The sequence below is a fragment of the Massilia sp. genome (genome assembly GCF_031995545.1).
Taxonomy (GTDB): domain Bacteria; phylum Pseudomonadota; class Gammaproteobacteria; order Burkholderiales; family Burkholderiaceae_D; genus Telluria.
In genome coordinates this window covers 1-25,890 of sequence record NZ_DAMAGA010000031.1, presented here as the reverse complement: position 1 = coordinate 25,890, position 25,890 = coordinate 1, and the positions used below count along the sequence as shown (strand labels likewise).

The 25,890-nt window shown below is 66.2% G+C and carries 21 protein-coding genes; 9 read left to right on the top strand and 12 right to left on the bottom strand.

What is annotated here, in order from left to right:
* Nucleotides 1-24: 24 nt before the first annotated feature.
* The 4 genes from RTQ83_RS18445 to RTQ83_RS18430 form a co-directional block, all read right to left on the bottom strand.
* Nucleotides 25-975 carry a LysR family transcriptional regulator gene (locus RTQ83_RS18445; RefSeq protein WP_312517621.1) on the bottom strand — a complete coding sequence of 317 codons (951 nt, stop codon included), beginning with the start codon at nt 973-975 and terminating at the stop codon, nt 25-27.
* Between the two features lie 60 nt (nt 976-1,035).
* Complete coding sequence (locus RTQ83_RS18440) at nt 1,036-1,995, bottom strand: chemotaxis protein (protein WP_312517619.1); 960 nt, start codon at nt 1,993-1,995, stop codon at nt 1,036-1,038.
* Nucleotides 1,996-2,198: 203 nt separating this feature from the next.
* Entirely contained in the window at nt 2,199-3,599 is a 1,401-nt protein-coding gene (locus tag RTQ83_RS18435) for a GntP family permease (RefSeq protein WP_312517614.1), read from the bottom strand.
* A gap of 137 nt (nt 3,600-3,736) precedes the next feature.
* A complete protein-coding gene (locus tag RTQ83_RS18430) occupies nt 3,737-5,515 on the bottom strand; it encodes an alkaline phosphatase D family protein (protein ID WP_312517612.1) in 1,779 nt (592 codons plus the stop codon).
* A gap of 143 nt (nt 5,516-5,658) precedes the next feature.
* On the opposite strand from RTQ83_RS18430, the gene RTQ83_RS18425 reads away from it, so the two are divergent.
* A complete protein-coding gene (locus RTQ83_RS18425; RefSeq protein WP_312517610.1) occupies nt 5,659-6,861 on the top strand; it encodes an NAD(P)/FAD-dependent oxidoreductase in 1,203 nt (400 codons plus the stop codon).
* Here RTQ83_RS18425 and RTQ83_RS18420 read toward each other — a convergent pair.
* The 4 genes from RTQ83_RS18420 to RTQ83_RS18405 form a co-directional block, all read right to left on the bottom strand.
* Nucleotides 6,858-7,319: a hypothetical protein gene (locus RTQ83_RS18420; RefSeq protein WP_312517608.1), complete on the bottom strand. Its 462-nt coding sequence runs from the start codon at nt 7,317-7,319 to the stop codon at nt 6,858-6,860. The two genes, RTQ83_RS18425 and RTQ83_RS18420, sit on opposite strands and share 4 nt — an antisense overlap.
* A 66-nt stretch (nt 7,320-7,385) precedes the next feature.
* Entirely contained in the window at nt 7,386-9,995 is a 2,610-nt protein-coding gene (locus RTQ83_RS18415) for a hypothetical protein (RefSeq protein ID WP_312517606.1), read from the bottom strand.
* Between the two features lie 83 nt (nt 9,996-10,078).
* Nucleotides 10,079-12,469: a DNA polymerase II gene (locus RTQ83_RS18410; RefSeq protein ID WP_312517603.1), complete on the bottom strand. Its 2,391-nt coding sequence runs from the start codon at nt 12,467-12,469 to the stop codon at nt 10,079-10,081.
* Nucleotides 12,469-13,257, bottom strand: coding sequence for a ferritin-like domain-containing protein (locus tag RTQ83_RS18405; protein ID WP_312517601.1), 789 nt, complete (start codon nt 13,255-13,257; stop codon nt 12,469-12,471). The genes RTQ83_RS18410 and RTQ83_RS18405 overlap by 1 nt, the downstream gene beginning before the upstream one ends.
* Nucleotides 13,258-13,554: 297 nt before the next feature.
* Between RTQ83_RS18405 and RTQ83_RS18400 the strand changes: the two genes are divergently transcribed.
* Together RTQ83_RS18400 and RTQ83_RS18395 are read left to right on the top strand one after the other, a co-directional pair.
* On the top strand, nt 13,555-15,021 hold the full coding sequence (locus RTQ83_RS18400) for a hypothetical protein (protein WP_312517598.1): 1,467 nt from the start codon (nt 13,555-13,557) through the stop codon (nt 15,019-15,021).
* A 45-nt stretch (nt 15,022-15,066) separates the two neighbouring features.
* Nucleotides 15,067-16,842, top strand: coding sequence for a GMC oxidoreductase (locus RTQ83_RS18395; RefSeq protein ID WP_312517595.1), 1,776 nt, complete (start codon nt 15,067-15,069; stop codon nt 16,840-16,842).
* On the opposite strand, the gene RTQ83_RS18390 is transcribed toward RTQ83_RS18395, so the two are convergent.
* Nucleotides 16,805-17,602, bottom strand: a complete 798-nt coding sequence (locus RTQ83_RS18390; RefSeq protein ID WP_312517593.1) for a LytTR family DNA-binding domain-containing protein — start codon at nt 17,600-17,602, stop codon at nt 16,805-16,807. The genes RTQ83_RS18395 and RTQ83_RS18390 overlap by 38 nt on opposite strands.
* The gene (locus RTQ83_RS18385) at nt 17,599-18,696 is read right to left on the bottom strand and encodes a histidine kinase (RefSeq protein WP_312517590.1); all 1,098 of its coding nucleotides are present in this window, start codon (nt 18,694-18,696) and stop codon (nt 17,599-17,601) included. Before RTQ83_RS18385 ends, RTQ83_RS18390 begins: the two co-directional genes overlap by 4 nt.
* Before the next feature lie 180 nt (nt 18,697-18,876).
* On the opposite strand from RTQ83_RS18385, the gene RTQ83_RS18380 reads away from it, so the two are divergent.
* The 4 genes from RTQ83_RS18380 to RTQ83_RS18365 all read left to right on the top strand — a co-directional run bounded on the left by RTQ83_RS18380 (nt 18,877) and on the right by RTQ83_RS18365 (nt 21,982).
* Nucleotides 18,877-20,343 (top strand): M28 family peptidase, encoded by a 1,467-nt coding sequence (locus tag RTQ83_RS18380; protein WP_312517588.1) that lies wholly within the window; start codon nt 18,877-18,879, stop codon nt 20,341-20,343.
* A 90-nt stretch (nt 20,344-20,433) separates the two neighbouring features.
* The gene (locus tag RTQ83_RS18375) at nt 20,434-21,063 is read left to right on the top strand and encodes an MOSC domain-containing protein (RefSeq protein ID WP_312517585.1); all 630 of its coding nucleotides are present in this window, start codon (nt 20,434-20,436) and stop codon (nt 21,061-21,063) included.
* Between the two features lie 47 nt (nt 21,064-21,110).
* Nucleotides 21,111-21,323 (top strand): hypothetical protein, encoded by a 213-nt coding sequence (locus tag RTQ83_RS18370; protein ID WP_312517582.1) that lies wholly within the window; start codon nt 21,111-21,113, stop codon nt 21,321-21,323.
* Nucleotides 21,324-21,370: 47 nt separating this feature from the next.
* On the top strand, nt 21,371-21,982 hold the full coding sequence (locus RTQ83_RS18365; protein WP_312517580.1) for an L-2-amino-thiazoline-4-carboxylic acid hydrolase: 612 nt from the start codon (nt 21,371-21,373) through the stop codon (nt 21,980-21,982).
* A 15-nt stretch (nt 21,983-21,997) separates the two neighbouring features.
* Here RTQ83_RS18365 and RTQ83_RS18360 read toward each other — a convergent pair whose 3' ends face one another.
* Nucleotides 21,998-23,122 carry a S41 family peptidase gene (locus tag RTQ83_RS18360; protein ID WP_312517578.1) on the bottom strand — a complete coding sequence of 375 codons (1,125 nt, stop codon included), beginning with the start codon at nt 23,120-23,122 and terminating at the stop codon, nt 21,998-22,000.
* A 151-nt stretch (nt 23,123-23,273) separates the two neighbouring features.
* On the bottom strand, nt 23,274-24,233 hold the full coding sequence (locus RTQ83_RS18355; RefSeq protein ID WP_312517575.1) for a DMT family transporter: 960 nt from the start codon (nt 24,231-24,233) through the stop codon (nt 23,274-23,276).
* Between the two features lie 95 nt (nt 24,234-24,328).
* Here RTQ83_RS18355 and RTQ83_RS18350 point away from each other — a divergent pair, with 95 nt between their 5' ends.
* The gene (locus RTQ83_RS18350; protein WP_312517572.1) at nt 24,329-25,216 is read left to right on the top strand and encodes a LysR substrate-binding domain-containing protein; all 888 of its coding nucleotides are present in this window, start codon (nt 24,329-24,331) and stop codon (nt 25,214-25,216) included.
* Nucleotides 25,217-25,329: 113 nt separating this feature from the next.
* Nucleotides 25,330-25,749 (top strand): hypothetical protein, encoded by a 420-nt coding sequence (locus tag RTQ83_RS18345; RefSeq protein WP_312517570.1) that lies wholly within the window; start codon nt 25,330-25,332, stop codon nt 25,747-25,749.
* The last annotated feature ends 141 nt before the right edge of the window (nt 25,750-25,890 follow it).

Below are 25,890 nucleotides of genomic sequence, written 5' to 3'. Positions count from 1 at the left end.
GCCATGCCGCCCGAGGCATGGAGATCATGCAGATTCTGCATAATGAGGTAGCGGCGGCGGCGCGGCTTCGTCCTCCTGCAGCGTCGAGCGCACGAATTCGCGCAGCCAGACATTGGCCGGATCGCGGTGGCTGCGCTCGTGCCAGTACAGCGCCAGCTGCAGCGGCGGAAGCTCGATCGGCAAATCGGCCAGCACCAGTCCCAGGTCGCGCGCCAGCGGCCGCGCCAGGCGGCGCGGGATGGTGGCGATGGCGTCGGTGTGAAGCGCGATGTGCGCGGCCGAAGTAAAACTCGGCACGTGGCACAGGATGCGCGACGGCTCGAGCAGACTTTCCAGCTTGCGCGTGACCGCGGCGTTATGGTGGCTGGTGTGCTCCATCTCGATCAGCACGTGGCGGTGGGTGAGGTAGGCGTCGCGATCGAGCCGTCCGGCGCAGGCGTGGCCGGGCCGCATCACGCAGGCATATTCGTCCTGCCACAGCTTGCGCTGGCGGATATTGTTGACCAGGTGCGGGAAGCGGCCGATGGCCAGGTCGATGTGGCCGCGCTCCATCTGCTGCTCGATGGTGCCGGGATCGATATGCACGCTGCGCAACTGCACGCCGGGCGCCCCGCCCTCGGCCTGCGCCAGCCCGTCGAGCAGGCGCGGCAGGATGTTGACCACGGCGCCGTCGACCATGTACAGGCCGAACGAGCGGCTGGCGCTCGAGGGGTTGAAAGCGGCCGGACCGCCTTCGAGCAGGCGCGCGGCATCGAGCACGGCGGCAATCGGGCCGGCGAGTTCGAGCGCGCGTGCGGTCGGCTGCATGCGCTGGCCGGCGCGCACCAGCAGCGGGTCGCCGAAATGGCGCCGCAGCCGCGCCAGCGAGCGGCTGACGGTGGGCTGGGTCATGCCGAGCAGTTCGGCGGTGCGGGTCAGGCTGCCCTCGCGCAGCAGGCTGTCGAGGATGCGGAGTTGGGACAGGTCGGGAATCACGCGCGCATCATAGCATTTTGCTACCCGTGCGGTGCTTCCCTCCCCTGGGAACGGCAGCGATCAGCCGTTCAGGACCTTGCGCAGGGTGCGCGACAGGTCTTCGGCCGAGAACTTGGCGACGTAGGCATCGGCGCGCACGTTCTTGACGTGTTCCTCGTTGGTGGTGCCCGACAGCGACGAGTGGATCACCACCGGCAGGTTGCTGAAGCGGTTGTTCGACTTGATGGTGCGGGTCAGCGTGAAGCCGTCCATCTCCGGCATCTCGAGGTCGGTCAGCACCATCGCCACGCGGTCGTACACGGTGCGGCCTTCGGCTTCGGCGGCGCTGGCGATGGTGTTGAGCTGGTCCCAGCACTCCTTGCCGCTCTTGGTCATGATGAACGGCAGGCCCATCGCTTCCAGGCCCTGTTCGATCAGGGCGCGCGCCACCACCGAGTCGTCGGCGGCCAGCACCACGGTGCCCGGCTTGATCGCGATCTTCGAGCCTACCGCCTGGTCGAAGTTTTCGCGTTCCTGCTCCGGGTTCAGCGTGCGCAGGATGGTTTCCACGTCCAGCACCTGGGCCAGGCGGCCCGGCACGCCGTCCTGCTCGGGCAGGCGCGCGATCGAGGTGACCATGCCGCTGCCGGCGCTGTTCTCGGCCGACATCACCTGGTTCCAGTCCAGGCGCACGATCTCTTCCACGCTCTCGACCGCGAAGGCCTGGGTGGTGCGCGCGAATTCGGTCACCAGCATGATGTTCAGGCCGGTCTTGGGCTTGACGCCGGCGATGCCCGGCAGGTCCAGCACCTGGATGATCTGGCCGCGCAGGTTGACCACGCCCAGCACGTGCTTGGGCGCGCCGGCCACGGTCGTGATCTCGGGCATGGCCACGATCTCACGGATCTTGAACACGTTGATGCCGAACAGCTCGCTATGGTTGCCCTGCTCGTCGCCGCCCAGGCGGAACAGCAGCAGCTCGAATTTGTTGGTGCCGGTCAGATTGCTGCGCTCGTCGACGTCTTGTTGAACCGATTTCATGTTCTGTCCTGAATATTGATACCGCGGAAATAATGCTGTCGGGAAACCATTGTAGACGCGAAGCCCGATACTTGGTTATCGCGCAGCGCAAGCGGCGACAAATTCTCCTTCATCCGTGCAAAAAAACCACGGATTGTCACAGCTGGTCAGGCGGCCTGTCATGAAGTCAAGCCGGTCCGACGGTTTATCTTGTCACGGCGTCATTAGACTACACCGAATGCGTAATACACGGCGATCACCACGAACACCGCCGCCGTCTTGATCAGGGTGACGGCGAAGATGTCGCGGTACGACTCGCGGTGGGTCAGCCCGGTGACCGCCAGCAGCGTGATCACGGCGCCGTTGTGTGGCAGTGTGTCCATGCCGCCGCTGGCCATCGCCACCACCCGGTGCAGCACGTCGAGCGGGATCTGCGCCGCCTGCGCGCCCTGGATGAACAGGTCCGACATCGCCGCCAGCGCGATGCTCATGCCGCCCGAGGCCGAGCCGGTGATGCCGGCCAGCGAACTGACCGACACCGCCGCGTTGACCAGCGGATCGGGGATGCTCTTCAACGCGTTGCTGACCACGATGAAGCCGGGCAGCGCCGCGATCACGCCGCCGAAGCCGTATTCGGACGCGGTATTCATGGCCGCCAGCAGCGCCCCGCCCACCGCCGCCTTGCTGCCCTCGGCGAAACGCTGCGCCACGCGCTTGAAAGCGCTCAAGACCACGAACAGAATCCCCAGCAGCAGCGCCGCCTCGACCGCCCAGATCGCGGTCACGGTTTTGACGGTGGTGGTGACGGGCGTGGCGATGCCGGGCAGGATCTCGGGCGGCACCGTGTAGCTGTCGCCGTACCACTGCGGAATCGCGCGCGTCAAGGCGAAGTTGGCGATACCGACCACCAGCAGCGGCAGGATCGCCAGCAGCGGATGCGGCAGGTCGCCCGACTCGACCCGTTCCGGCTCGTTGCGCAGATTGCTGCCGTAGCCCTCCCCTTTGGCCAGCGCCGAGCGCCGCCGCCACTCCAGGTAAGACAGGCCGACCGCGATGATGAACAGCGCGCCGGTCACGCCCAGCACCGGCGCGGCCCACGAGGTGGTCTGGAAGAAGGTGGTCGGGATGATGTTCTGGATCTGCGGCGTGCCGGGCAAGGCGTCCATCGTGAACGAGAACGCGCCCAGCGCGATCGCGCCCGGCAGCAGGCGCTTGGGGATATCGCTCTGGCGATACAGCTCGGCCGCGAACGGATACACGGCAAACACCACCACGAACAGCGACACCCCGCCATAGGTCAGCAGCGCGCACACCGCCACGATCACGGCGTTGGCGCGCGAGCGGCCGATGTAGCGAATGGCGGTGGCGACGATCGCTTCCGAATAGCCCGACAGCTCGATCACCTTGCCGAACACGGCGCCGAGCATGAACACCGGGAAGTAGAGCTTGACGAAGCCCACCATCTTTTCCATGAAGATGCCGGAAAAGACCGGGGCCACCTGGGCCGGATCGGTGAACAGCACCGCGCCGAGGGCGGCAACCGGCGCGAACAGGATGACGCTGTAGCCGCGGTAGGCGGCGAACATCAGCAAGGCCAGCGCGGCGAGCACGATCAGGAATGACAAAGGACCTCCAGTGCATGGACAGGACGGGAAGCCATCATTATAGGAAGCGCGGCGCCCGCTGCCGAGCGCGCGCGCCGTGCACGGTCCATTTCATGCCGGCTGCATCGGCGTCGTTGCTTCGCCAATGCGCCGCGCCCTCAGGCGACGTTGTCTTCGACCCGCGGCACGGTCGATCCGGCCGCCAGCGTGATGCGGGTGCGCTTGGCCAACGGTGCGCTTGGCGCCGCGCCACTCGCGTCGAGCGCCTTGACCTTGTTGAACACCACGCTGAACGACGCCGGCGTGACCGTGGCCACTGCGTAGCCCTGCGCATCGTGGTCGGCGTAGGCGAAGCCCGGATTGTTCATGCGCAGCACCTGGTCAAAGCCCTGCGGCGTGGCCACCAGCGGCGCCAGCGGCGTGGCGCCGGCGCCGGCGCGCAGGTACTGGTAGAACGACGAGCTGCTGATGCCGGCGCTGACAAAGTCCACCGCCACTGCCTTGCCGGTGGCCGGGTCGTTGTTGTCGTAAATGACGCCGCACTGGAAGGCGTGCAGGTCGCCCGTGATCGCGACCACGTTCTTCACGTTGTTGGCGGCCAGGTGGCCCAGCATTTCGGCGCGGTAGGACGGGAAACCATCCCAGCCATCGGCGTTGACGACGTACAGGTTGTTGTATGGCGCCGGCGCCAGCGTGCGCATGTCGAGCCACATGCGGTTGAGCGTCACTTCGTTGCCCCACACCTTCCAGGTGGCGGTGGAGGCTTTCATGGTGTTCTTCCACCAGTCGGTCTGGGTGGTGCCGAGCAGGCCCGGGTTGCGCCCGAGCGTGCCCTTGGCGCGCGCCTCGAACTGGGCCAGCAGCGGCTGCGGCACGAAGTAGCGCGAGCCGATCGAATCGTCCCCGTTTTCCGGGTCGCCCTGCAGCATGCGTGCGTAATCGGCTTCGCTCACCACGTGGTCGTCGCGGTACAGGCGCTGGTCGGTCATCACCAGGTGCATCAGGGTGCCGAAGCGGAAGTCGCGGTAGATGCGGATGTTGTCGTAGCCGGCCTTGTTCAGGTCGAACGAGACGTCGCCCCAGTCGACCGGCATGTATTCGGCCCAGGCCTGGGTCGCGTTGCGGCGGCGCGAGGTCTGCTGGCGGTTGGCGTTGTCGTAGGTCTGGTGGTCTTGCCAGCAGTCGTCCGAGAATTCGTGGTCGTCCCAGATCACCACCATCGGGCACTTGGCGTGCAGCGCCTGCAGGCGCGGGTCGCTGCGGTAGGTCTTGTACAGGGTGCGGTAGTCGTTCAGGCTGTTGGCGTAGCGTGCGCCGCCTTCAATGGCAACGCCGTCCGGCAACTCGATGCGGGTGTGGCCCGGTTCGGCGCGGCCGGCCTGGAACGCGGCGCCGACGGTCTCGTACACGTAGTCGCCCAGGTGCACGATGAAGTCGAGTTCTTCGTTAGCCATCAGGCTCATGGCGGCCCAGTGGTTGATGCTCCAGTCCTGGCAGGTCATCCACGCAAAGCGCATCTGGCTCGGCGTGCTGGCGGCGGCCGGCGCGGTGCGGGCCTGGCCAACGGGGCTCAGGTCACCGCCGGCGCGGAAGCGGTAGTAGTAGCGCGTGGCCGGGGTGAGACCGGTCAGCTTGGCGCGCACGGTGTGATCGTACTGCGAGCGCGCGGACAGGTCGATGATGCCGGCCGGCGAATTGAAATTGGCATCAAGCGCGACTTCGAGGCGCAGGTCGACGTCAGCAGTGCCGCTCTTCGGCGCGCAGCGGGTCCAGAACACGATGCTGGCTTCCTTCGGGTCGCCGCTGGCCACGCCCAGCGGGAAGGTGTAGGTGCCCTGCGGCGGATTGTCGTCTCCGCTGCCGCACGCCGACAGCAGCGTGCCGGCGCCGGCCACGGTGAAATATGCGCTGCTGCGTAAAAAGCCACGTCGATCCATGTTTCGTCTCCTGTTGAGCTGATGGCCGGAAGTGTAGCCACGCGATATGTCGCGGGCGTGACAAGCCGACAAGCTGCCGGGCTGTCGATGGGGACGCGTTATACTTGGTCGATAATTCGAATCGAATCAGACAGGGGAAGCAGATGGCGCAGCACCACATCGGCATCGTCGGCGCCGGCACCGCCGGCCTGGCCAGCGCGATCGCCTTCGCGCGCGACGGGCACGCGGTCGAGGTCTTCGAAAAACATCCATCGCTGGCGACGCTCGGCGCCGGGGTACTGATCCAGCCACAGGGCGTGGCCGCGCTCGACGAACTGGGCGTCGGGCCGGCGTTCGAGGCGATCAGCGTGCCGATCGCGCGCCTGACAGGACTATGCGAACGTGGCTGGACCCTGGTCGACATCCCCTACCGCGACCTGCAGGCGCGCGCCGTCAGCCGCTCGGCGCTGGGATCGGTGCTGGAACGCGAGTGCCGGCGCCTGGGCGTACGCCTGCATTTCGGTTGCGACGTGCGCGCCGTCGAGGCTGACGGCAACAGCGGCATCATCTCTGTGGGCAAAACGCGCCATGCCTTCGACGTCGCAGTGGTGGCCAACGGCGCCTCATCGCAGCTGCCGGCGGACAGCGGCCTGGCGGTGCGCTCGACCATGTACGAGTGGGGCGCGCTGTGGGCGCTGATCGATCTGGACGACTGGCCCGAGCCGCACTTGTTGGCGCAGCGCTACGGCGGCACCGGGCGCATGTTCGGCATCATGCCCACCGAGCGCGTGGGCGACGCGCTGCGCGTGTCGCTGTTCTGGAGCCTGCGGCGCGACCGCTACGCCGCCTGGCGCGCGGCGCCGCTGGGTGCCTGGAAAGACGAACTGCTGGCGCTGTGGCCGGAGTCGCGTCCGGTGGTCGAGCGCATCGTCTCGCACGAGCAGATCGCGTTCGCCAGCTACCACCATGCCCGTCCAAGCCGGCTGGCATCGGGCCCGGTGTGCATCGTGGGCGATGCCGCCCACGCCATGAGCCCGCAGCTGGGACTCGGCACCACGCTGGCGGTGCAGGACGCATTGGCGCTGGCGCGCCACGTCGATGCCGCCGGTCCGCTGGCGGGCTTGCAGGCGTACTCGCACGGCCGCCTGCGCACGGTACGCGCCTACCAGGCCATGAGCCGGGCTCTGACGCCCTGCTTCCAGCGCGACGGCAGCGGACTCTGGCGCGACCTGCTGTTCGCCGGCGCGCTTGCGATGCCGGGCAGCCGCTACATCATGCACCGCAGTATCGCGGCGCCGCGGCGTTGCGTGCGCCAGGCGTGGGCGATCGGGACACACGGTTCCGAAGGCGATGCGCCGCCGGTCTAACCCTGCGACTTCCGTGTCTTGAACCCGGTCTGGCGCGCCAGGACGTTACGCACAGTCCTCACCCCGAGCGGTTTTGCGCCGGACACACGCAATTCGCCGATGCGCTTCGCCGTCCCGGTCAGGTCCGCCAGCTGTCGCAGCGTTTCCTGTTCGGTGGCAGCGCGCTGCGCGCTCACCAGCATGTCTGCCGCGCGACGCTCCAGATAATGCGTCGCCCGGGTTGTCAATCCGGCGCCCCCGCTGGCCATCGCAACCAGTGCGCGCGGATTGAAATCGTCGTGCAGCGCAAGCACGTATTGGGCCCAGTCTCTCCGGTTCGGAAAGCGCCAGAACCGCACTTGCTGTCCATTAACGACCGCAAAATTCTTTGGCCAGAATTTCACTTCCTCATGACTGCCCGTCGGCACGATCCATCCAGCCTCGTTCTCGATGATCGCGGTTCCGCGTTCTTCCAGCATGGCACCTCCTACGGATATGAATTGAACAGCCGGCGTATCCCTGGCCTGCGAGCGGCGCATGTATCTTCATGGAACAGCCGCAGCCGCGGGCTTGCCCTGCTCGCCATCATCCGGCACCTTGGCCGGCGGCGCTTTCGGCGCATCGCTTGCGGCAACCTTCGCTAGTGCCGGACAAATGCCTGGCTGCGGCTCCGCGACGTAGGCGACCGACCCTGTCGCTTCGCCGTCGCGGGTATAGATCGACAGCGGCAGCACGCCATCCACCGGCGTCAAGCCGGCCAGCGCCGGCACGGTCAGCAGAATGCCCGACATATCGGGCGCGACGTCGAGTTGATTGTTGGCCAGACGGTGGCCGCCGATCACCGCAGCCGACGCCCGCCACAAGTGCGCGCCGCGCACGTACAGCGTGGTGACCCGGCACGCCGAGACATGCTGGCCCTTGAGCGTCGGATCGTCGATCTGGATCTGAAGCTGGGCGCCGCGCTGCATCCTGACCGTCATCTGCTCGAAGTCCGCATAGTTGGCCTTCATCGGCACCCGCATCGACCCGCCCGGGTCGAGGCGCGGCGCGCCGCCGTCGATCGCTGCCGCATCCGGCCCCCATCCGGTCGCGGTGACCAGGTCGAAGTAAGGCCACCAGGCCGGAATCGACAGGTCGACCGCCAGGTCCATTGTGCGCGGCTCCTGCTCGAGCAAGATATCGCCTTTGGGATCGAACACCGCCCTGGGCATGATGACCCACCCGAACCGGTTGTCCTGGGCTGCATAGCCTATCAGCGACGGTATGCGCTCGAAGGTGGCCGACTTGCCGATCGCCTGGCGCGAGTAATTGGCAGCCGCCGAAGCGCTGGCCCCGGTGCGGGGCGCGGCGGCGGCGAGCGACAGCGCAAGCGAGAGATTGTTGGCGACGCGGGATACGCTCGAGATCTGCTGCACCAGCTCACGCGGCCCGATCTCGTACACGGCGATCCGCGACTGCTCGCTGACGATCTCCTCGAACGGGCGCGGCCGGTAAAGTCTGGGCAAGTGGTTGCGAAATGCGATGCGCTGCTGGCGCGAGCAGGCGCGATAGGCAGTGTCCTCGAACGTGCGCAGCAGGAACCGGGCTTCCGATGCCTGGGCGGCGATCAGGCGCGCCTGGCCGGTGCCGTAGCCCGCCGCTACCCCGGCCTGGCCGAGGATATGCTGTGCCGCCCGCTCTACCCGCGCGATCTCGTCGGCCGCCACCACGCGCTGCTGGGCGCGCCGGATCGCATGCAGGACGTCATCGGCGTCGTCAGGTTCGCTGGGCGCCGCAGGCGTCTTCGGTGGCAGTACCGGCAGATGGCAGTCTTTTACCAGACGCGGCGCAGCCCCCGGGATCTTGGCATGGATGCCGACGGTCGCATCGTATTGCGCCTGCGCGCTGGCATAAGGCTGGAAACTCCTGAGGTAGTTGTCCAGCGAGCTGTACGCACCCTCCTGGGTGGTGCCGCCGACGAACCTGGGTACGGCAAATACCAGCTTGGCGCATGCCTGCTCGCGCTGCGCGGTACGGACGGCATAACCGTCGCAGGCTGAATTTGCAATCGCGTCCGGTCTTGCATTGCTATCGCCTGCGGTCGGTCTGTTCTTCAGCGCGGGGCCGGGTTGCGGATTCGGGCGGGGAAAATAATAATCGATCAGGGTGAACAAATCCGAATCGCTCAAGGCGACCAGTTCCGGATCCTGGCCCCAGCCGTCGCCAGTAGCCCGATTCAGTCTCTGGTTGATGTGATCCAGCCAGCGCCGGTAGAGAATATCCCAGTCCGGCGCATCTGGCGGTGGCGGCTTGATCGTCATCTGTACTACGCCGGGACGCCGCGACCGATCCCGTTCCGGCAGCACGACAGCCTGGAAATTCAGGCGGATCAGCGCGCTGCCGCCAAAGTCGTGCAAATCGTCCAGACTGGCGGTATTCAAGGCGGACTTCAACAGGTCGCGATATGCCAGCTTGTCGCGAAACTGGTCATTCGGATTGACTGCCGACGTCGCCCTTTTGACGTCGCTGGCGCTGGCGTCGAGCCGGGTCGCCAAGCCATCGGTGAACTTGACGATCGCGGCCTTGAGCTGGTCGATTGCCAAATTCAGCTGCGGCGGGAGTGCCGCGTCCGCGGCGCCGGCCTCCTGTGGCTTGGCGCCGTCGGGCGCTTTCGCGCCATCGCCCGGTTTGCGGTCCGAGGGCTCGGTCTGAGCGGCGAAGCGCGCGCGCATCAATTCGGCGTCGCGGATTAATTGATCGAGCTGCAGCTGCAGTTCCAGTACATCGATCTTGTGCTGGATGGCGTCTGTTTCGGACTCGCGCCGGTATTCGGCGCCGCGCGCCGGATCGAAACTCAAGCCGATCGCAGCGGCGAATGCCGTGATCTGCTCGATCTCGCGCTGCATCTCGGGATCGAATTTAACCTTGGCGAATTCCGCTGGATCGAGCATGCCTTCGATCCAGCCGACATCGCGCCGCCGCTCGTTGATCAGCGATTCGCGGCGGTACATTTTGGGCTGCGATACCGCGATCGTGCCTGCGATCCGGGAACCGGCCCAATCTATCTGGCTCAAACGATTTGAAAACGGGGTTTTACAGGAGGCGAGCAACAGTGCAAGGCCCACCAGCGCCAATATCCGCCACCGCGTGCTGCCGGCCTTGCTGAGCTGATCCATATAATCCTCCGATTATTAGCCTTGCACGCTTTGGCTGATTTGACGGATGAATTATCGAAAAGTTTGGACGCAGCGTTCAATATTCAAAAAAGCGCCTGTTGCTTGCTGCAATAACGCGCAAAACTGTCGCCCAAAAACGGCAGGATCGCATCGGCCACCGGTTCCAGCTGGCGCGTCAGATAATGTTCGTAGTCGAGCGCGGCGTGGCGTGCTTCCATCGGTTCCGGACCGTTCAGGGTCATCACGTAGCGGATCCAGCCGCCCTTACGGTATAGCGCGGTGCGCCCGTTGCGGATGAAATGCTCGTCCGCCATGCGCGCCGCGCGCACGTGCGGCGGCACGTTGCGCTGGTATTCCTCGAGCGGGCGGCGCAGGCGCTTGCGGTACACCAGCAGGTCGTCGGATTCGCCGGCCAGCAGGCGCGCCACCGTGTCGCGCACGTAGTCCTCGTACGGCTCGCCCTTGAAGATCCGCTCGTAGAGCCCCTGCTGGAACTGCTGCGCCAGCGGGGTCCAGTCGGTGCGCACCGTCTCCAGGCCCTTGTAGACCATCTCTTCGCCGCCGTCGCCCGTCGCCGCCAGGCCCGCATAGCGCTTCTTGCTGCCCTCGTCCGAACCGCGCACGGTCGGCATCAGGAAGCGCCGGAAGTGCACGTCGTATTCCAGCTCCAGCGCGCTGTCCAGGCCCAGCTCGTCCTTCAAGTGCCCGCGCCACCAGCCGTTGACGTGGTCGACCAGCTCGCGTCCGATGCGGCGCGCCTCGTCCTCAACATGCGGCTTTCCGAGCCAGACGAAGGTCGAATCGGTGTCGCCATAGATCACCTGGTAGCCACGCGCCTCGATCAGTTCGCGCGTGCGGTGCATGATCTCGTGCCCGCGCATCGTGATCGACGAGGCCAGGCGCGGATCGAAGAAGCGGCAGCCGGTGGTGCCCAGCACCCCATAAAACGCGTTCATGATGATCTTCAGCGCCTGCGACAGCGGCGCATTGCCTTCGCGCTTGGCCGCCTCGCGCCCGGCCCACACGCCGGTGACGATGCCCGGCAGGCAGTGCCTGGTGCGCGAGAAGCGCCCGCCGCGAAAGCCCGGCACGGTCGCCTCCTCCGGTTCGCGCAAGCCCTCCACCAGCCCGAGCGGATCGATCAGGAAGGTGCGGATGATCGACGGATACAGGCTTTTGTAGTCCAGCACCAGCACCGAGTCGTACAGGCCGGAGAGCGAATCCATCACGAAGCCGCCCGGGCTGTCGGCGCCGGGGACGTCGCCGATGTTCGGCGCCACCCGTCCCTTGCGGTGCAGCAGCGGCAGGTACAGGTGTTCGAACGCGGCCACCGAGCCGCCGCTGCGGTCGGCCGCCAGGCCGGTCACGCTGGCGCGCTCCAGCAGGAAGTCCATCAGCTTGGCCTTGGCGAAGATGCGCGTCACCAGCTCGCAATCCTTCAGGTTGTACCAGGCCAGCGCCGGCTTGTCCTCGGCGAACATGCGGTCGATCTCGGCCATCCGGTCATGTGGATTGTCGATCGCCTTGCCTTCGCCTAGCAGCGTCTGCGACACGTTCTCGAGGCTGAACGAGGGAAAGCTCCAGGTGGCCGAGCGCAGCGCCTCGATACCGTCGATGACCAGGCGACCGGCGATGCAGACGAAGTAGTGTTCGCCCTGCCCGCCGTGTTCCCGCCACTCCATCGCGCTGCCGTCGCGGCCCAGCCGCAGCGGGTGCTGGAACTTGTCGGCCTGCTTCTGCAGCACGCGCAGGTCGAACTGGATCACGTTCCAGCCGATGATCGCATCCGGGTCGTGACGCAAGAACCAGTCTTCCATGCGCGCCAGCAGATCGCGCCGGGTGGCGCAGTATTCCAAATCGAAGTCAACCTGCACCTCGTCGCGATTCGGCGGCCCGAGCATGTACACCTGGCGCTGGCCGCAGCCTTCCAGTGCGATCGAATACAGCTCACCGTGGAAGGTGGTCTCGATGTCGAGCGACACCGTGCGCAGGTTCGGCCGGTATCCCGGCGCCGGTTTCAGGTGACCGTCGTGCAGCAGGCGCGGATCACCTTCGACCACTGTGCCGGTGAAGCCGGCCGGTGCCGTGATGAAGCGCTCCATCAGATAGCGCTCGGTCGGGCGCACGTCGGCCTCGAACACGTCCAGGTCGTGCTCGCGCAGGCGCTTTTCGATGCGCAGCAGGTGGCGGTACTTGCGGCAATACAGACCGAGCACGGGACGATGGCGGAAGTCGAGCAGCGCCAGAGGTCGCAGCTCCCAGCCGCGCTCGGATTGCAGCAAGGTCTCGACCGTACCGCGCTGCTCCTCAGGGATGAAGGCCACGGGAATTTGCGCCGGCAGCCGCACGCAGCGCGGACCGTCGTCGGTAGCGAGCCAGAATTCGACCTCGCAGCCGGCGAACGTATCGCGCCAGTGGCGGGTCAGCAGGAAGCCGGTGCCGCCCGCCGCCGGCGTGAAGGAATCGGTATCCATCAGCGGTAGCGCTGCAGCTCGGCCTCGCTGAAGCCGGCCTGGCGCCGTCCCTCGATGTTGAACGGGCCCTTAAGCACCGGCGCCTTGTACTGCACCGTCAGCTCGTCATAGGTGGCGATCGGCTCCAGCCCGCGCTGCAGGCACAGGTGCAGGTACCAGCGGTTGCCGATTTCGACGTGGCCGACTTCATCCACCAGTAGTCGGTCCAGGATCAACGCCGCCGCCAGGTCGCCGGCCTGGGCGATCTTGGCGCGCAGCGGCGGGATCGCGTCGAGCCCGCGCGCTTCCAGCGTACGCGGAACCAGCGCCATCCGGGCCAGCACGTCGCCGCTGGTCTTGGCCACCATCTCCCACAGGCTGTCATGGCCGGGGAAGTCGCCGTAGGCGTAGCCGAGCGTGCCGAGGTGCCCGCTCAGCATCGTGAAGTGCAGCGCCTCCTCGTCGGCCACGCGCAGCCAGTCGAGGTAGTACTGCTGCGGCATGCCGGGAAAACGCCACAGGGCGTCGAGCGCCAGGTTGACCGCGTTGAACTCGATATGGGCCAGCGCGTGGACCAGCATGGCGCGCCCTTCCGGCGTACCCATCGAACGGCGGCCGACCTGCAGCGGCGGCACCAGTTCGGGCTTCGCCGGACGGCCGGGAATCGACGGCGGCTCGTCGATCACGGCGTCGATATCGACCCGTGCGCCGCCGTCGCGGCACGTCTGCGCCAGCGCGAATACAGCGGCGGCCTTGGTGGCGGGATTGGTTTCTAGCAGCGCTCGCAGCGCGCCGGCGCGCAATTCCATGGCGTTACCTGTTCGTGCAAAAGCCAGCATTCTACCGAATGCGCCACGGCCTGCGCCAGACGCGGTCCACTTGCGCCGCCGGCAGGAATCGTGGGTGGCTGGCTACGCGTATGCAAGTGGCGTATTACAACAGCTGCGCGCGGCGGCGTATTTACCGATGGCCCGCACGAACCACTCCGTGGGATCATTAAGTCGAGAGATAACTGTTCTGGCGGCACTTTATCTGGCGGCAAGCCCGGTGCCGGACATGATCGATCAATCGCATGCCGGCCTCCCATCGACGATCTGGAGATATCAATGCGTATCCTGACCATTGCAATGATGGCGTTGTGTTCCTTACTCCTCCCGAAACAGGCGACAAGCGCAGCGCAGCCTTTCGACAACGCGCAGCGGCCGCCTCCAAAGAACTACAGTGGCCCGATCTTCAGGCTCAGCCACAACTACCCGCGATCGGCGCCGACCCCGGCCATGCCCTGGCGCGCGGCGATCGGCAACGGGCGCATCACCACCGCCAATGCGCCCGCCTATGCCGAGGCACTGAAAGCGGCGATCGCCGACGACATGCGCGTGCTGCTGCAGGATTACGCCAACTGGGATGCCGGCAAGCGCGGCTGGTACAACGAACCGTGGATGGGCAGGACCAGCCAGGCCCACAGGGAGGCGCGCTTTCGCGAACCCTTGCGCGGCATGTATGTCGGCACTGAAAAGCTGACGACCGACCTGTTCAAGGATAGCGGCCTCAAGAAGGACTTCACCACGTATGTGCTGGTTTATTACGACAAGACCGCCGCGGTCACCCTGAACAATATCTGGGGCAAGACGGCCATGACGCCGAGGGTGACGGCAGCGTCGACCCAGTTTGCCGAGGGCTCGATCATCATCAAGGCCGCTTTCATCACCGCCGATCCGGCGGCGTGGCCGGTGATGCGAGGGACGCAGGCCTGGCCCGCGTATATCGTCACCAATGTCAGCAAGACGCCCGCCCCGACCACGCCGGCGCTGACGCAGACTTACCTGATGCAGTTCGATATCATCGTCAAGGACAGCGTGGCCGCGCCCGATACCGGCTGGGTGTTTACCACCCTGGTGTATGACGCCCGGGTGGCGGCGCCCGGTAACGACATCTGGAAGAAAATGGTCGTGCTCGGCGCCCAGTGGGGCAACGACCCACAGGCGGACGACCCCGGGGTGCTCAAGCCCAGGCTGGTGGAGAACTGGAACAACATGGCGGCGCCCGCCTACGGCCGCGCCACCCTGGGCTGGGGCGAGCGCCTCTCTGGCCCGAACGATGGCGCCATCAACCCGATCTGGTACCAGCGTCCCGGCGAACGGCGGCCGACCATGGTCGCCTACGCAAAGAACTCGTCGTGCATGAGCTGCCATAGTTCAGCCCAATGGAATACCAAAGCCGGGCACGGCAGCATGCCATCTTTTCTTCTGCCTTCAATGGTGCCGCCACCGCCAGCGTATCAGCCGCCGCCGCCCGGATGCCATCTCAAAAAAGACGTCTATCCGGCCTGCACAGATTATGTTGATTCTCCCGTTCCGGGTGACGCGACGTGGATGAAGTGGTTCAAAAACCGCGAGGGAAATGTCGCCATGGACCCGGGCGAAGGCATCGTCGCAGCCGACTTTGACATGGTCCTGACCTTCAAGTCGCTGCCGGCCTGGTTCAGCGAAACCCAGAATGCGGGCGCCAGTCCCCTGCTCGACCTGGACAAGCGCGGCAGGCCGCTGGGCCGGCCGGCCACGGCGCAGAAATAGACGCGGCATCGATCCCATCCTGCACAGTCACAGCGAGGAACGACCATGACTTTTAATTACCAGGATTTCCTGCTCGGCGCCGACGACAAACCGAACGGCGTGCAGTTCGGCTACCCGGTTCCCGGACCGCAGCAATCGCGCCCCGACCAGATCGCCGGCGGCGCCTTTTCCCTGTCGGCCAGCGACTGGGACCGGCTGGTCAACCAGGGCCAGGACTTCATCGTCATCGGCACCGGCCCGACGGCAGTCGCCTTCGTCGACCAGGCCCTGAATAACGACCCGCACGCCAGCATCCTGATGCTCGAACGCGGCAATTTCTGCCTGCCGGTGCACTACCAGAACCTGCCGCTGCCGTTCCAGTTCAACAGCGGCAGCGCCCCCACCACGTATCCCTGGACCCGCAGCAGCGAGATGGCGACCTCCGGCCTGCGCCTGTTCCAGGCGGGCTATATCCCGGTGCTGGGCGGACGCTCCACCTACTGGAGCGCATGGTGCCCGGCCCCGGATGCGGGACTGCTGCGCGACTGGCCGCAGGAGCTGGTCGACGTCACCTTGCAGGACGGCTTCTGGGACCGCGCGCGCGCCTTCCTGCACGTGACCACGATGGACCAGGTCGACGACGGCGTGTACGGCCGCCTGCAGCAGCAACTCGGCGCCAACCTGCGCGAGCGTTACCGCAGCGCGGTGCCGGGCGCCGAACACGCTTATGCGGCGCCGATCGCCGTCGGCAACAGCGGCTGGAACGGCATCGGCTTCTATAAATACTCGACCGTCGGCGCCCTGCTCGATCTGCAGCAGCAACAGCAGGCGCGCGCCGCCGCCGGCAGCGGCGCCGCCCTGCACATCGCCGACAACTGCGTGGTCAGCCGCCTGCTGCACGACGAGCGCGGCACGGTGACCGCGATCGCCACCAGCCGCGGCGTGGTCGCGGTCGGCAATGCCAGGGTGATCCTGGCGATGGGCACGATTCCGCCGGCCACCCTGTTGATGAATTCCTTCGGCGAGCGCTTGCCGAACGCGGGCCGGCGCTACACCGGACACTTCATGTCGCACGTGACCGCGCGCGTCAGGCGTAGCGCGTTCAAGGACCTGGCGCCGCTCGAACTGGGCGCCGTCTACCTCGACGGCAAGGATGCCGCGGGCTACCAGTACCATGTCCAGGCCAGCGCCTTCGCGGTGGCCGATCCGGTCGCCGGCGCCGCCACCGTGGCGCGCGAGGCGCCGGACGCCGCCGCCGTGGCGTCGCCCCAGCAGCTGGCCGGCTCGGGCGACCATGTAGTGTTCGTTTGCGCCACGCTGGGTGAAGTCAACGAGAACAATCCCGGCAACGCCATCTGGCGCAACGGCGGCAGCGATCCGACCACCAATATCTCGCTCCAGCTGCAGCCGGGGCCGGAAGACATGACGCTGTGGTACGTGCTCGACGAAGCGACGTACCAGACCATCGACGCCATGACCGGCGGCGCCGCGGTCGAATACTGGACCGATGCGCCGGCCGGCTCGGCCTCGGCCGCCGATGCCGGCGGCAGCTGGGGACCGGCGCGCCCGCCGCAGTCGCAGATCCGGCTGCCGATCATCGTGCATGAAGCCTCGCCCTTGTGGATGGGGCCAGATCCGGCCACCTCGGTGGTGGGCCTGGACTACCGGCCGCACGGCGTGCGCAATGTGTACGTAACCGGCGGCGCACTGTTCCCGACCTCGGGCTCATGGAACCCGACCTTGATGATGTGCGGCCTGGCGCAGGATCTGGCGGACCGGCTGCAGCCGGCGTCGCAAGCGACCGCTACATCTGCCGGAAATGGTGTGCATACACCGGGCTGACGCGCGGCTTCTCGGGACGACCGCGCAGGTTCAGCATCACCTTGCCCAGGTCGTCGCGCGCGGCCGCCAGCACGCACTCGAGGTTGACCACGGTGCCGCGGCTGATCTGCAGGAAGCGCTTCTCGTCGAGCTGGGCCAGCAGTTCCTTGAGCGGCACCCGGATCAGCGCCTCGGCATCCTGGGTGACCACGTTGACGTATTTATCGACCGCCTGGAAATACACCACCTGCTCGACCGGGATCATGCGCACCACGCTGCCGACTGCTGCGCGGATGGTGGTCAGGCGCTGCGGTGCAGTCGCCGCCGGTGCCTGCGGCAGCAAGGCCTGGAGCTGGCCGAGCAGCTGCCCAAGACCGCCTGCGCCGGCCGCGTCCCGGGCCTCCATCAGGCCGCGCAGCCGCTCCACGGTCTTGCCCAGGCGCGCGGCGCTGACGGGTTTAAGCACATAATCGGCGGCAGCCTGCTCGAAGGCCTGCACCGCATAGTCGTCGAAAGCGGTGACGAACACGATGTGCGGGAACGGCTGCGGCCCGTCCCAGCGCTCGGTCAGTTCCTCGGCCGCTTCCAGGCCGGTCTGGCCCGGCATGCGGATGTCGAGGAACAGGATGTCGGGCCGCAGCGCCAGCGCCTGCTCCACCGCCACCAGGCCATTCGGTGCACTGGCGACAATCTCCAGTTCGGGCCATAGCTGGCCCAGGGTCTTGGCCAGCGTGGCGGCGAGGATCGGTTCGTCTTCTGCGATCAGGGCGCGGGGATTCATGCGGTCTCCAGGGGAAGGGTCAGACAGGCCAGCGTGCCATGCGGCTGCACTGGCGTCAGGGTCAGCGAAGCCGCGTCGCCGTACAGCGCCAGCAGCCGTTCGCGCGTGGTCGCCACGCCCACGCCACTGCCGCCGCGGCTGGGCGTGCGGCCCAGGCCAAGGCCGGTATCGCGCACGCGGATCTCGAGCGCGTCGCCATTGCGGCCGGCGCTGATGTCGATCTCGCCGCCATCGACCTTCGGTTCGAGGCCGTGCACGATCGCATTCTCGACCAGCGGTTGCAGCAGCATGGTCGGCAGGCGCGCGCCGCGCAGTTCCGGCGGCAGCTCGACGCGCCAGGACAGGCGCGCGCCCATGCGCACACCCATCAGGCCGAGGTAGGCCTGCATCGCCGTGAATTCGGCGTCCAGCGTGGTGTTCTCGGAACGCGACACGCTCAGGGTGGCGCGCAGGTAGACGATCAGCTGGTCCAGCATGTCGCCGGCGCGCGCCGGGTCGAGCGCGATCAGTCCCTGCAGGTTGGCCAGGGTATTGAACAGCATGTGCGGCTCGATCTGGGCCTGCATCAGGCGCAGCTGCGCCTGCAGTGCCTGGCGTTCCACGACCTCGGCGCGCAAGCGCGCGGCGGCGTGTTCTTCGCGCGTGCGGTACAGGCGTTCGCGGTTCATCATCAGGATTGTGGCCAGGGTGATGCCGATCAGAGCCAGCGCCACCATCCCGGCGCGCTGGAACGAGCCGTAGTCCTCCAGGCGCGGCGTGGGCAGCCCCAGGATCAGCGTGGCCAGGTACATGCCGGTGAGGTGCGCCAGCGGCGCCACCGCCAGCGCCAGCAGCACGAACGGCACCCACTGGCGCAGGCCCCAGTCGCTGCGATCCCAGAACAGCAGCCGGGCCGCATTCAGCGGAACGAAGGCCGCGGTACCGATCAGCACCGAGACCACCAGATTTTCGAAGAAGACTTCGGGCTTGCCGATCAGGACGGTGATGATGACGGCCAGCGCGGCGCTGATGGCGGCGGTCACCGGCAGCCCACCGAGGAATCGGCGCAGGCGCGAGCGCGGTGCGGGGCTGGACGACGACAGAACGCTGGACATGCTGGTTCACCGGTTAGTATTGGTGCCAGCATTCTGCCCAGCTTGGGGGGAGCGATCAAGCGCCGCTGCGACGTAGTCGCGAAACGATGGAGCGAACCGCCCGCAAAGGCCGACGAAGGTTGACCGTTCTTTCGTAGGCGTGTCATATTGCCATTCTTTCTACCACGTGGAACTCCGCACATGCGTCACATCGTCTCCGCCCTCACCCTTGCCCTGGTCTGTTCCGGCGCCCTGGCCGAAGCGCCGGTCAAAGCGCTGCCACTCGACGCGCTCACCGCCAGCATCTCGGCCGACTCGCTGCGCGGCCACCTGTCCTTCCTCGCGTCCGACCTGCTGGAAGGCCGCGGCACCCCGTCGCGCGGCGTCGACCTGGCCGCCGAATACATCGCCGCCCAGTTCCGCCGCGCGGGACTCGAAGCGGCCGGCGACGACGGCTACTTCCAGACCGCCAACTGGCAGTTCGCGCAGCGCAAGGACGGCGACGTGGCCGTGACCATCAACGCCGGCGGCAAGACGTTTACCGTGCCGGCGGGCGGCGCCAGCGGCAACTTCGTCGACCCGATCGCGCTGGCTGCCACGCCGGCCGTGTTCATGACCTGGGACGCGGCCCTGGCCGACACCAGCGCCGCCAACGGCAAGGTGCTGGTGGTGACGGCGCCCGCGATCTCGGGCGCGGCGGCGCAGCTGCAGGCCAAGCTGAAGTCAAAGCCGGCGTTGATCGTGATGATCGACCGCGAGCGCCGCCACAACCGCAGCCCGGGCGGCTGGCTGATCGATCCGGCCCAGCCGGTGAACAAGAGCGCGCCGCCGGTGGTGCTGCTGCACGCGGCCGACGCCGCGGGCGCACTGGAAGCCGCCGGCGCCGGCACCGTCGCCACCGTCGCCGCCAACGTGACGGCGCCGGAGATCAAGCCGGTCAAGCTGCGCAACGTGATCGGCGTGCTGCGCGGCTCCGACCCGGCGCTGAAGAATACCTATGTGATGCTCAGCGCCCACTACGACCACCTGGGCATCCGCGACGGCGAGATCTTCAACGGCGCCAACGACGATGGCAGCGGCACCGTGTCGGTGCTGGAAATCGCGGCGGCGATGGCTGCGCAGAAGGAACGTCCGCGCCGCAGCATCGTGTTCGTGGCGCTGTTCGGCGAAGAACTGGGGCTGCTCGGTTCGCGCTACTACGCGCGCAATCCGGTGTTCCCGCTGAAGGACACGGTGGCCAACCTGAATTTGGAACAGGTCGGCCGCACCGACGACAGCGAAGGCCCGCAAGTCAATTCGGCGACCATGACCGGCTACGATTATTCGACCGTCGGCGCCACCTTGCGCCGCGCCGGCGAGCGTACCGGGATCCGCTTCTACAAGCACCCGACCAACAGCGACCGCTATTTCGCGCGCAGCGACAACCAGGCGCTGGCCGACGCCGGCGTGCCGGCCCACACCCTGTGCGTGGCGTTCGGCTTCCCCGACTACCACGGCAAGGACGACACCTGGGACAAGGTCGACTACGACAACATGGCGCGCGTGAACCGGATGGTGGCCGTTGCCCTGCGCGATATCGCCAACGACCGCACAGCCCCGACCTGGACGAATGTGCCGAACGCCGCCAAGTATCTTGAAGCGGCACGCGCGCTGAAGTCGGCCCGGTAAGGAGCATCGGTGGGCATGGATGCGCCGGGCAAGGTCGTTGCCCTGTCGATCAGGCCCGTTGGCTCGGCGGCGCCGGTCGCTGTTGACCGCATGCGCCTCGTCGCAGGGGTCGGCGCCGAGGGCGACCGCTATGCGGACACACTGTCGCCGCGCCAGTTGCTGCTGGCCGGCGCCGATGCCTACGCGCGGTTCGCGCTGGCACCGCACGCACTGCGCGAGAATCTGCTGCTCGATATCGATGTAACCGGCCTCGCCTCGGGTACGGTGTTGCGCGTCGGCCCGCAGGCACTGGTGCGCGTGATGTTCGTGTGCGAAGCGTGCGGCCAGCTCGATCGCCACGCCGAACGCCTCGCGGCGCGCATTGGGCCGCAGCGCGGGATGCTGGCGCGCGTGCTGCACGGCGGCGACGTGCAAGTGGGCGACCCGGTGCGCGCGCTGGACGTCACGCTCGACGCCTGGCCGGAAGACTGGCGCGAACGCGTCGCCCGGGTGCTCGGTGCCGTGCCGGACGGCAGCGTCGTCACCTATGCACAGCTGGCGCATCTGGCCGGCATCCAGACCAGCTACTGCCGCGCGTTTCCCCGCCTGCTCCGGGGTCTCGGTCCGGATATTGCTGCGCGGGCGGTGACCGCACGCGATCGTGCAGCCACGCCACGCTGGGACGGCGCCGGCCTGTTCGATCCGACGTCCCTGCAGCAATCTGCGCTGGAAGGCGAATGAACAATCGAGGGCAAGATGGTCCGCACTCATATAGGAATTTACAAACCATGTATTCCGTCGAATCGACATCTACTATGCAGTCACTGAAAAAATTCTTGGGTACGGCGTCTGGCACGGCAGTGGGTACGCTGCTGTACACCGCATTTCTGAGCGCCGCGCAGACACCCGACTGGGGCCGCGCGGCCTTCGTGGGAATTGTCTGCGGCATCGTCGCCGTCGTCTGGCCGCGCAAAAGCAACAGCACCGGCAAGCGAGGATAGCCAGCCCCGTTCAGAAGATAGGCAGATACAGGAAATGGGCGTAAGATTTGCCCTGCAGCAAAAGCAATTACCAACGTATTCCCCCTCGAGGAGTTATTGGTTTTGATGCGGCCACTTATTTAATCCCAGTCGTCCGTTCTGGCTTCACCTATCTGCGCACCATGATCACGAATAAAGGTAAAAAACGAAATTTCATCATCGAAAACTTCCGTGCAACGATCGAGCAGCGTGCGTCGTGGTTATGGCTTTTGTGTGATGAAGCTGAAAAGAAAGGCCTGGCGTGGGAAGATTTTGCGCCGGCGGCAATCACGCGTTATGGCGAGAGGGAGGGCAAGGAACTCGTCAAGCGAGCGTGGGATTCGAAAAGTCTTCTGGGACTGCGATTTCTGCTTTTCACACTCCCAGCCCGTATGATTTTTGATATCAAGGTCAAAAAATTGGGCAGCCGCGAATTCAACATGGAATTCAACTATTGTCCCTTGGTGAACGCTTGGCAGAAAGAGGGTTGCAGCGACGGCCAGATCGCGCGTTTATGCGATATCGCGATGTGCGGCGATCACGGCATTGCCAAAGCCTATGATGCCGAACTGGTCATCACTGAGCGGATTTCTCGCGGCGACGGCGTATGCAAAATGCACTACGTCAGGAAAATAAAATAAGACAGACTCCGCGCTTCATTTCGCCGTCAAGGTCGTTGGCCTGTAGATCCGGCCCGCCCGATCGGCGGCGCCGGCGAAAGCGGCCGTGCTCGCGTGAAGCCGGCGCTTCATGAGTTTCTCGGCCGCCGCCAGCGCACTGTCCGGCGTCGCGGCGATATCCGGGATGACGCCTGTCCCTTCCCAGTTGCTGCCGGTGATCGGGCTGATGCTGCGCTGGCTGGGTATCTCCGCGTAAAAATGCTCGCCGATGCGATGCGCACTGACGGGATGGGCGCCACCCCAGGTCGGCTCGCCGATGACCGTAGCGCGTTTCATCGCCTGCATCGTGTACACGAAATCTTCGCCGGCCGAGCCGGTCTCGGGGCCGGCCAGGATCAGCACCGGCCGCTGGCCGCCATACCGCTTGCCGTCGAGCCGGTCGTGCGTCCAGTGCTGGACCGTCTCCCCGGTGTCGCGGTCCCAGATATCGTTCAGACGCGTGCGCCGGTCGACGAAATAGCTGACCAGCAGGACCACCGCTTGCGGGTCGCCGCCGCCATTGCGGCGCAGGTCCATGATGAGGCCATCGGTATCGGCAAGCTGGTTCATCGCGTCAGCGAATTTGTCGGTCATGAGGAAGGCATCCGGGAAGCCGGTTATCTTCAGATAGCCGATATTGGCGCCCAGCTGACCGACCCTTATCTTGCCGCGCGTCGCCATGTGGCGCCGAATCGGGCGCATGACGAAATTGTGTTGGCGCTCCCACTGCGCCAGCGATGCCGGCGCAGGCCCGTCTGTTTCCTCGGGCAGCGCCAGGCCGGGAGCGAACCGCACCCTCAGGTGCAGGTCGCCGGCCACGCTGCGCGCGTCGGCCGTGAGCCGTTTCGCCAGCTGGTATCCGTCTCCGATCCGATCATAAGCGCCCTGCTTCAGGCGCTGCTGCAGGGCCGCCTCGATGTCCCTGGCCTTGTCGGGGAAGACATAGTGATCGTTCAGTTTCGTCACCAGCGTGCCGATCATACTCACCCGCTTCGCATGATCGAGCACCACTGCCGGTTGCGGCCCGAGGTGTTGCCAGACGCGCTGCGGCGCGCTGGTAGCGAATGCCGCGATAGCCGCCGGCGTCAATAGACACGGTATGACAATCCACTTCATTTTCATGGTTTCCTCAGGGTGAGGCATACGCATTCGATGCGTGATGGAGAACGCTGAAAACCGTTACCTCATCAGCAATGATCAAGTGGATCGAGGGTAGCACAAAGAAATGCCAGGAAGTAGCAATTCGAAGAACCAGTGCAGCGCAAAACAGGTCTTAAGTAGCGGACCGGGTCTGCGCCGCCACCTGCACTGGCTTCACTGGCGCAGGCTTGAGCCGCGTTACCCCGACCAGCACCAGCGCCAGCCCTCCCATCTGCCACAACGACAAGGGCTCACCCAGCAGCAGCCAGGACGCGAACACCGTCAATACCGGCCCCAGATTACCGAACGCCGCGGTCTGCGCCGCGCCGAGACGCGCGATCGCCAGCGCCGTCCAGTAGATCGGCAGCACGGTCGAGATCAACGCCATCAGCGCGCCATACAGCCACACCGCCGGCGGCAGCGTGGGCAGTACCGCCGGCTGACCGGCCACCATGAAATGCACCAGTACCAGCACGCAGGAAGCACTGCCCGCCAGGCCGGCCAGGCGCATCGAACCGATGCGCTGCACCACGGCACCGGTGCCGATATAGTACAGCGCGTAGCTGACCGCACTGGCGAACACCCAGGCCGCGCCAACCAGCACGTCGCGGCTCCAGCCGGCCAGCTGCATGTCGTGCACGAAGCCGATGCCCAGGCCCAGGTAGCAGATCGCCATCGCCTGCAGCGTACGCGCGGTCGGCCGCTCACCGGTGAGGCAGACCTGGAAGATCAGCACCAGGCTCGGATACAGATACAGGATCAGCCGTTCCAGCCCGGCGGTGACGGTTTCCAGTCCGAAGAAATCGAACAGGCTGGCCAGGTAGTAGCCGGTGAAGCCGAGCAGCAGGATGCGTCCGATGTCCTTCGCTGGCAGCCGGTCGGCGCCGCGCTCGCGCGCCATCCACAGCAGCCATAAAAACAGCGGCAGCGCGCAGCCCATCCGGATCGCCAGCAGGGTCAGGGCCTCGACCGGCGCAGCCGCGTAGCCGAGCTTGACGAACACCGCCTTCATGCTGAAGCCGGCGGCGGCCAGCCCCGCGTAGAAGCGTCCGTCCTGCATCCAGCGTGTCAGAGGTGTCGTCGAAATGTTCATCGGTGTCATGTGGGTGTAAAGCCTTATTCTGCCGCGAAACATCCGGCGGTAGAATACGCGAATCGTTCAATCACCCTTCTCGCCAGGAGAAACCCTTGCACTTCGAACTCCTCGACCTGCGCCTGCTGCTGGCGATCGCCGATGCCGGCAGCCTGAGCAAGGCAGCGCAACGCTTTCCGATCGCACTGTCGGCCGCCAGCAACCGCCTGCGCAAGTTCGAGCAATCGTGCGGAATCGAGATCTTCGCGCGCTCGGCCGACGGCATGACGCCGACGCCGGCCGGACGCTTCATCCTGGAGCGGGCCGCGCGCGTGGCCAGTGAAGTCGAGCAGCTCAAGGACACCGTGCGCGACCTGCGCGGCGAGCGCCGCGTCACCGTGCGCCTGGCCGGCACCACGGTGGCGATCAGCACCTTCTTGCCGGAGGCGGTGGGCCGCTTTCTGGCCGAGCATCCCGAAGTGGACCTGCAGCTGCTCGAACACGGCAGCCCGGAAGTGCTGCAGGCGGTACGCAGCGGCGAGGTGGCACTGGGGATCATGGACGGCAACGCGGTGGGTGACGCGGTGATGTCGCTGCCGTTTCGCAGCGACCGGCTGGTGCTGGTGGTGGCCGACGGACATGCACTGGCGGGCCGTACCTCGATCCGCCTGCGCGATGCACTTGAATACGCCTTCATCTGCCTGCCGGCCAAGCGCGCCATGCAGCGCTTCATCGAGTCGATGGCTTCTGGCAGCGGCCGCCCGCTCAAGATCCGGGTACGCGCCTCGAGTTTCGACGCTATCGCCCAGCTGGTGGCGCGCGAGGCCGGGATCGCGATGCTGCCCGAAACGGCCGCCGCCCGCTTCGCCAAAGAGATGCCGGTGCGGATCGTGGCGCTGGACGAGCCGTGGGCGATCCGAGAATTGCGGGTCTGCTTCGCCGACCTGGCGACGCTGTCGCCGCACGCCGAACGGCTGCTCGGGTATCTGGGTCCGCACGGCTGAGCTACCGAATTTATTCCGCCGAAGTTGTTGCGCACGATACACAACCATATTGTGAGCCACTTTTTTCAGAAAAGGTGTAAGCTAAGTGACAACATTTACTAAAGGAGTACACCATGAAAACGACGACTATCTCGGGCATCATGCTGGCAGTGGCAGTGCTGGTCACCGGCTGCAACAAGAACGATGGCATGGGTCCTGCGCAAGAAGCAGGCAAGGCCGTGGATGATGCAGGCTCGGCTGTCGCGACCGAATCGCGCGAAGCCGTGCAGGCTGCCGACGCTGCCGCCGAGCGCGCCGGTGACAAGATGGAAGCCGCTGCTGACCGCGCCGGCGAGAAAATGGACGCTGCCGGCGACCGCGCCGCTGCCGCCGCTGACCGCGCAGGCGACCGTATCGACGCCGCCGGCCAGGAAATCAAGCAGGAATCGAAAGAAGCCGCCCGCGACGCAAAGGAAGCAACCAGCGACGCGACCGCAGCTGCCGGCCGTAGCGTCGAGCGCGCCGGCGAAAAAATGCAGGACGCTTCGAAGTAATCCTTCGTCCGCATCCCGCTGCACTGCAAGCACGTCGTGCCCGCCTCTGGCGGGCACGACGTGCTTGCTTTATTTCCTTGAATGGTCGATGGAGAATCGATGCCATTGCTTCGCGACGTCCTGAGTTCACTCAGCATTGCC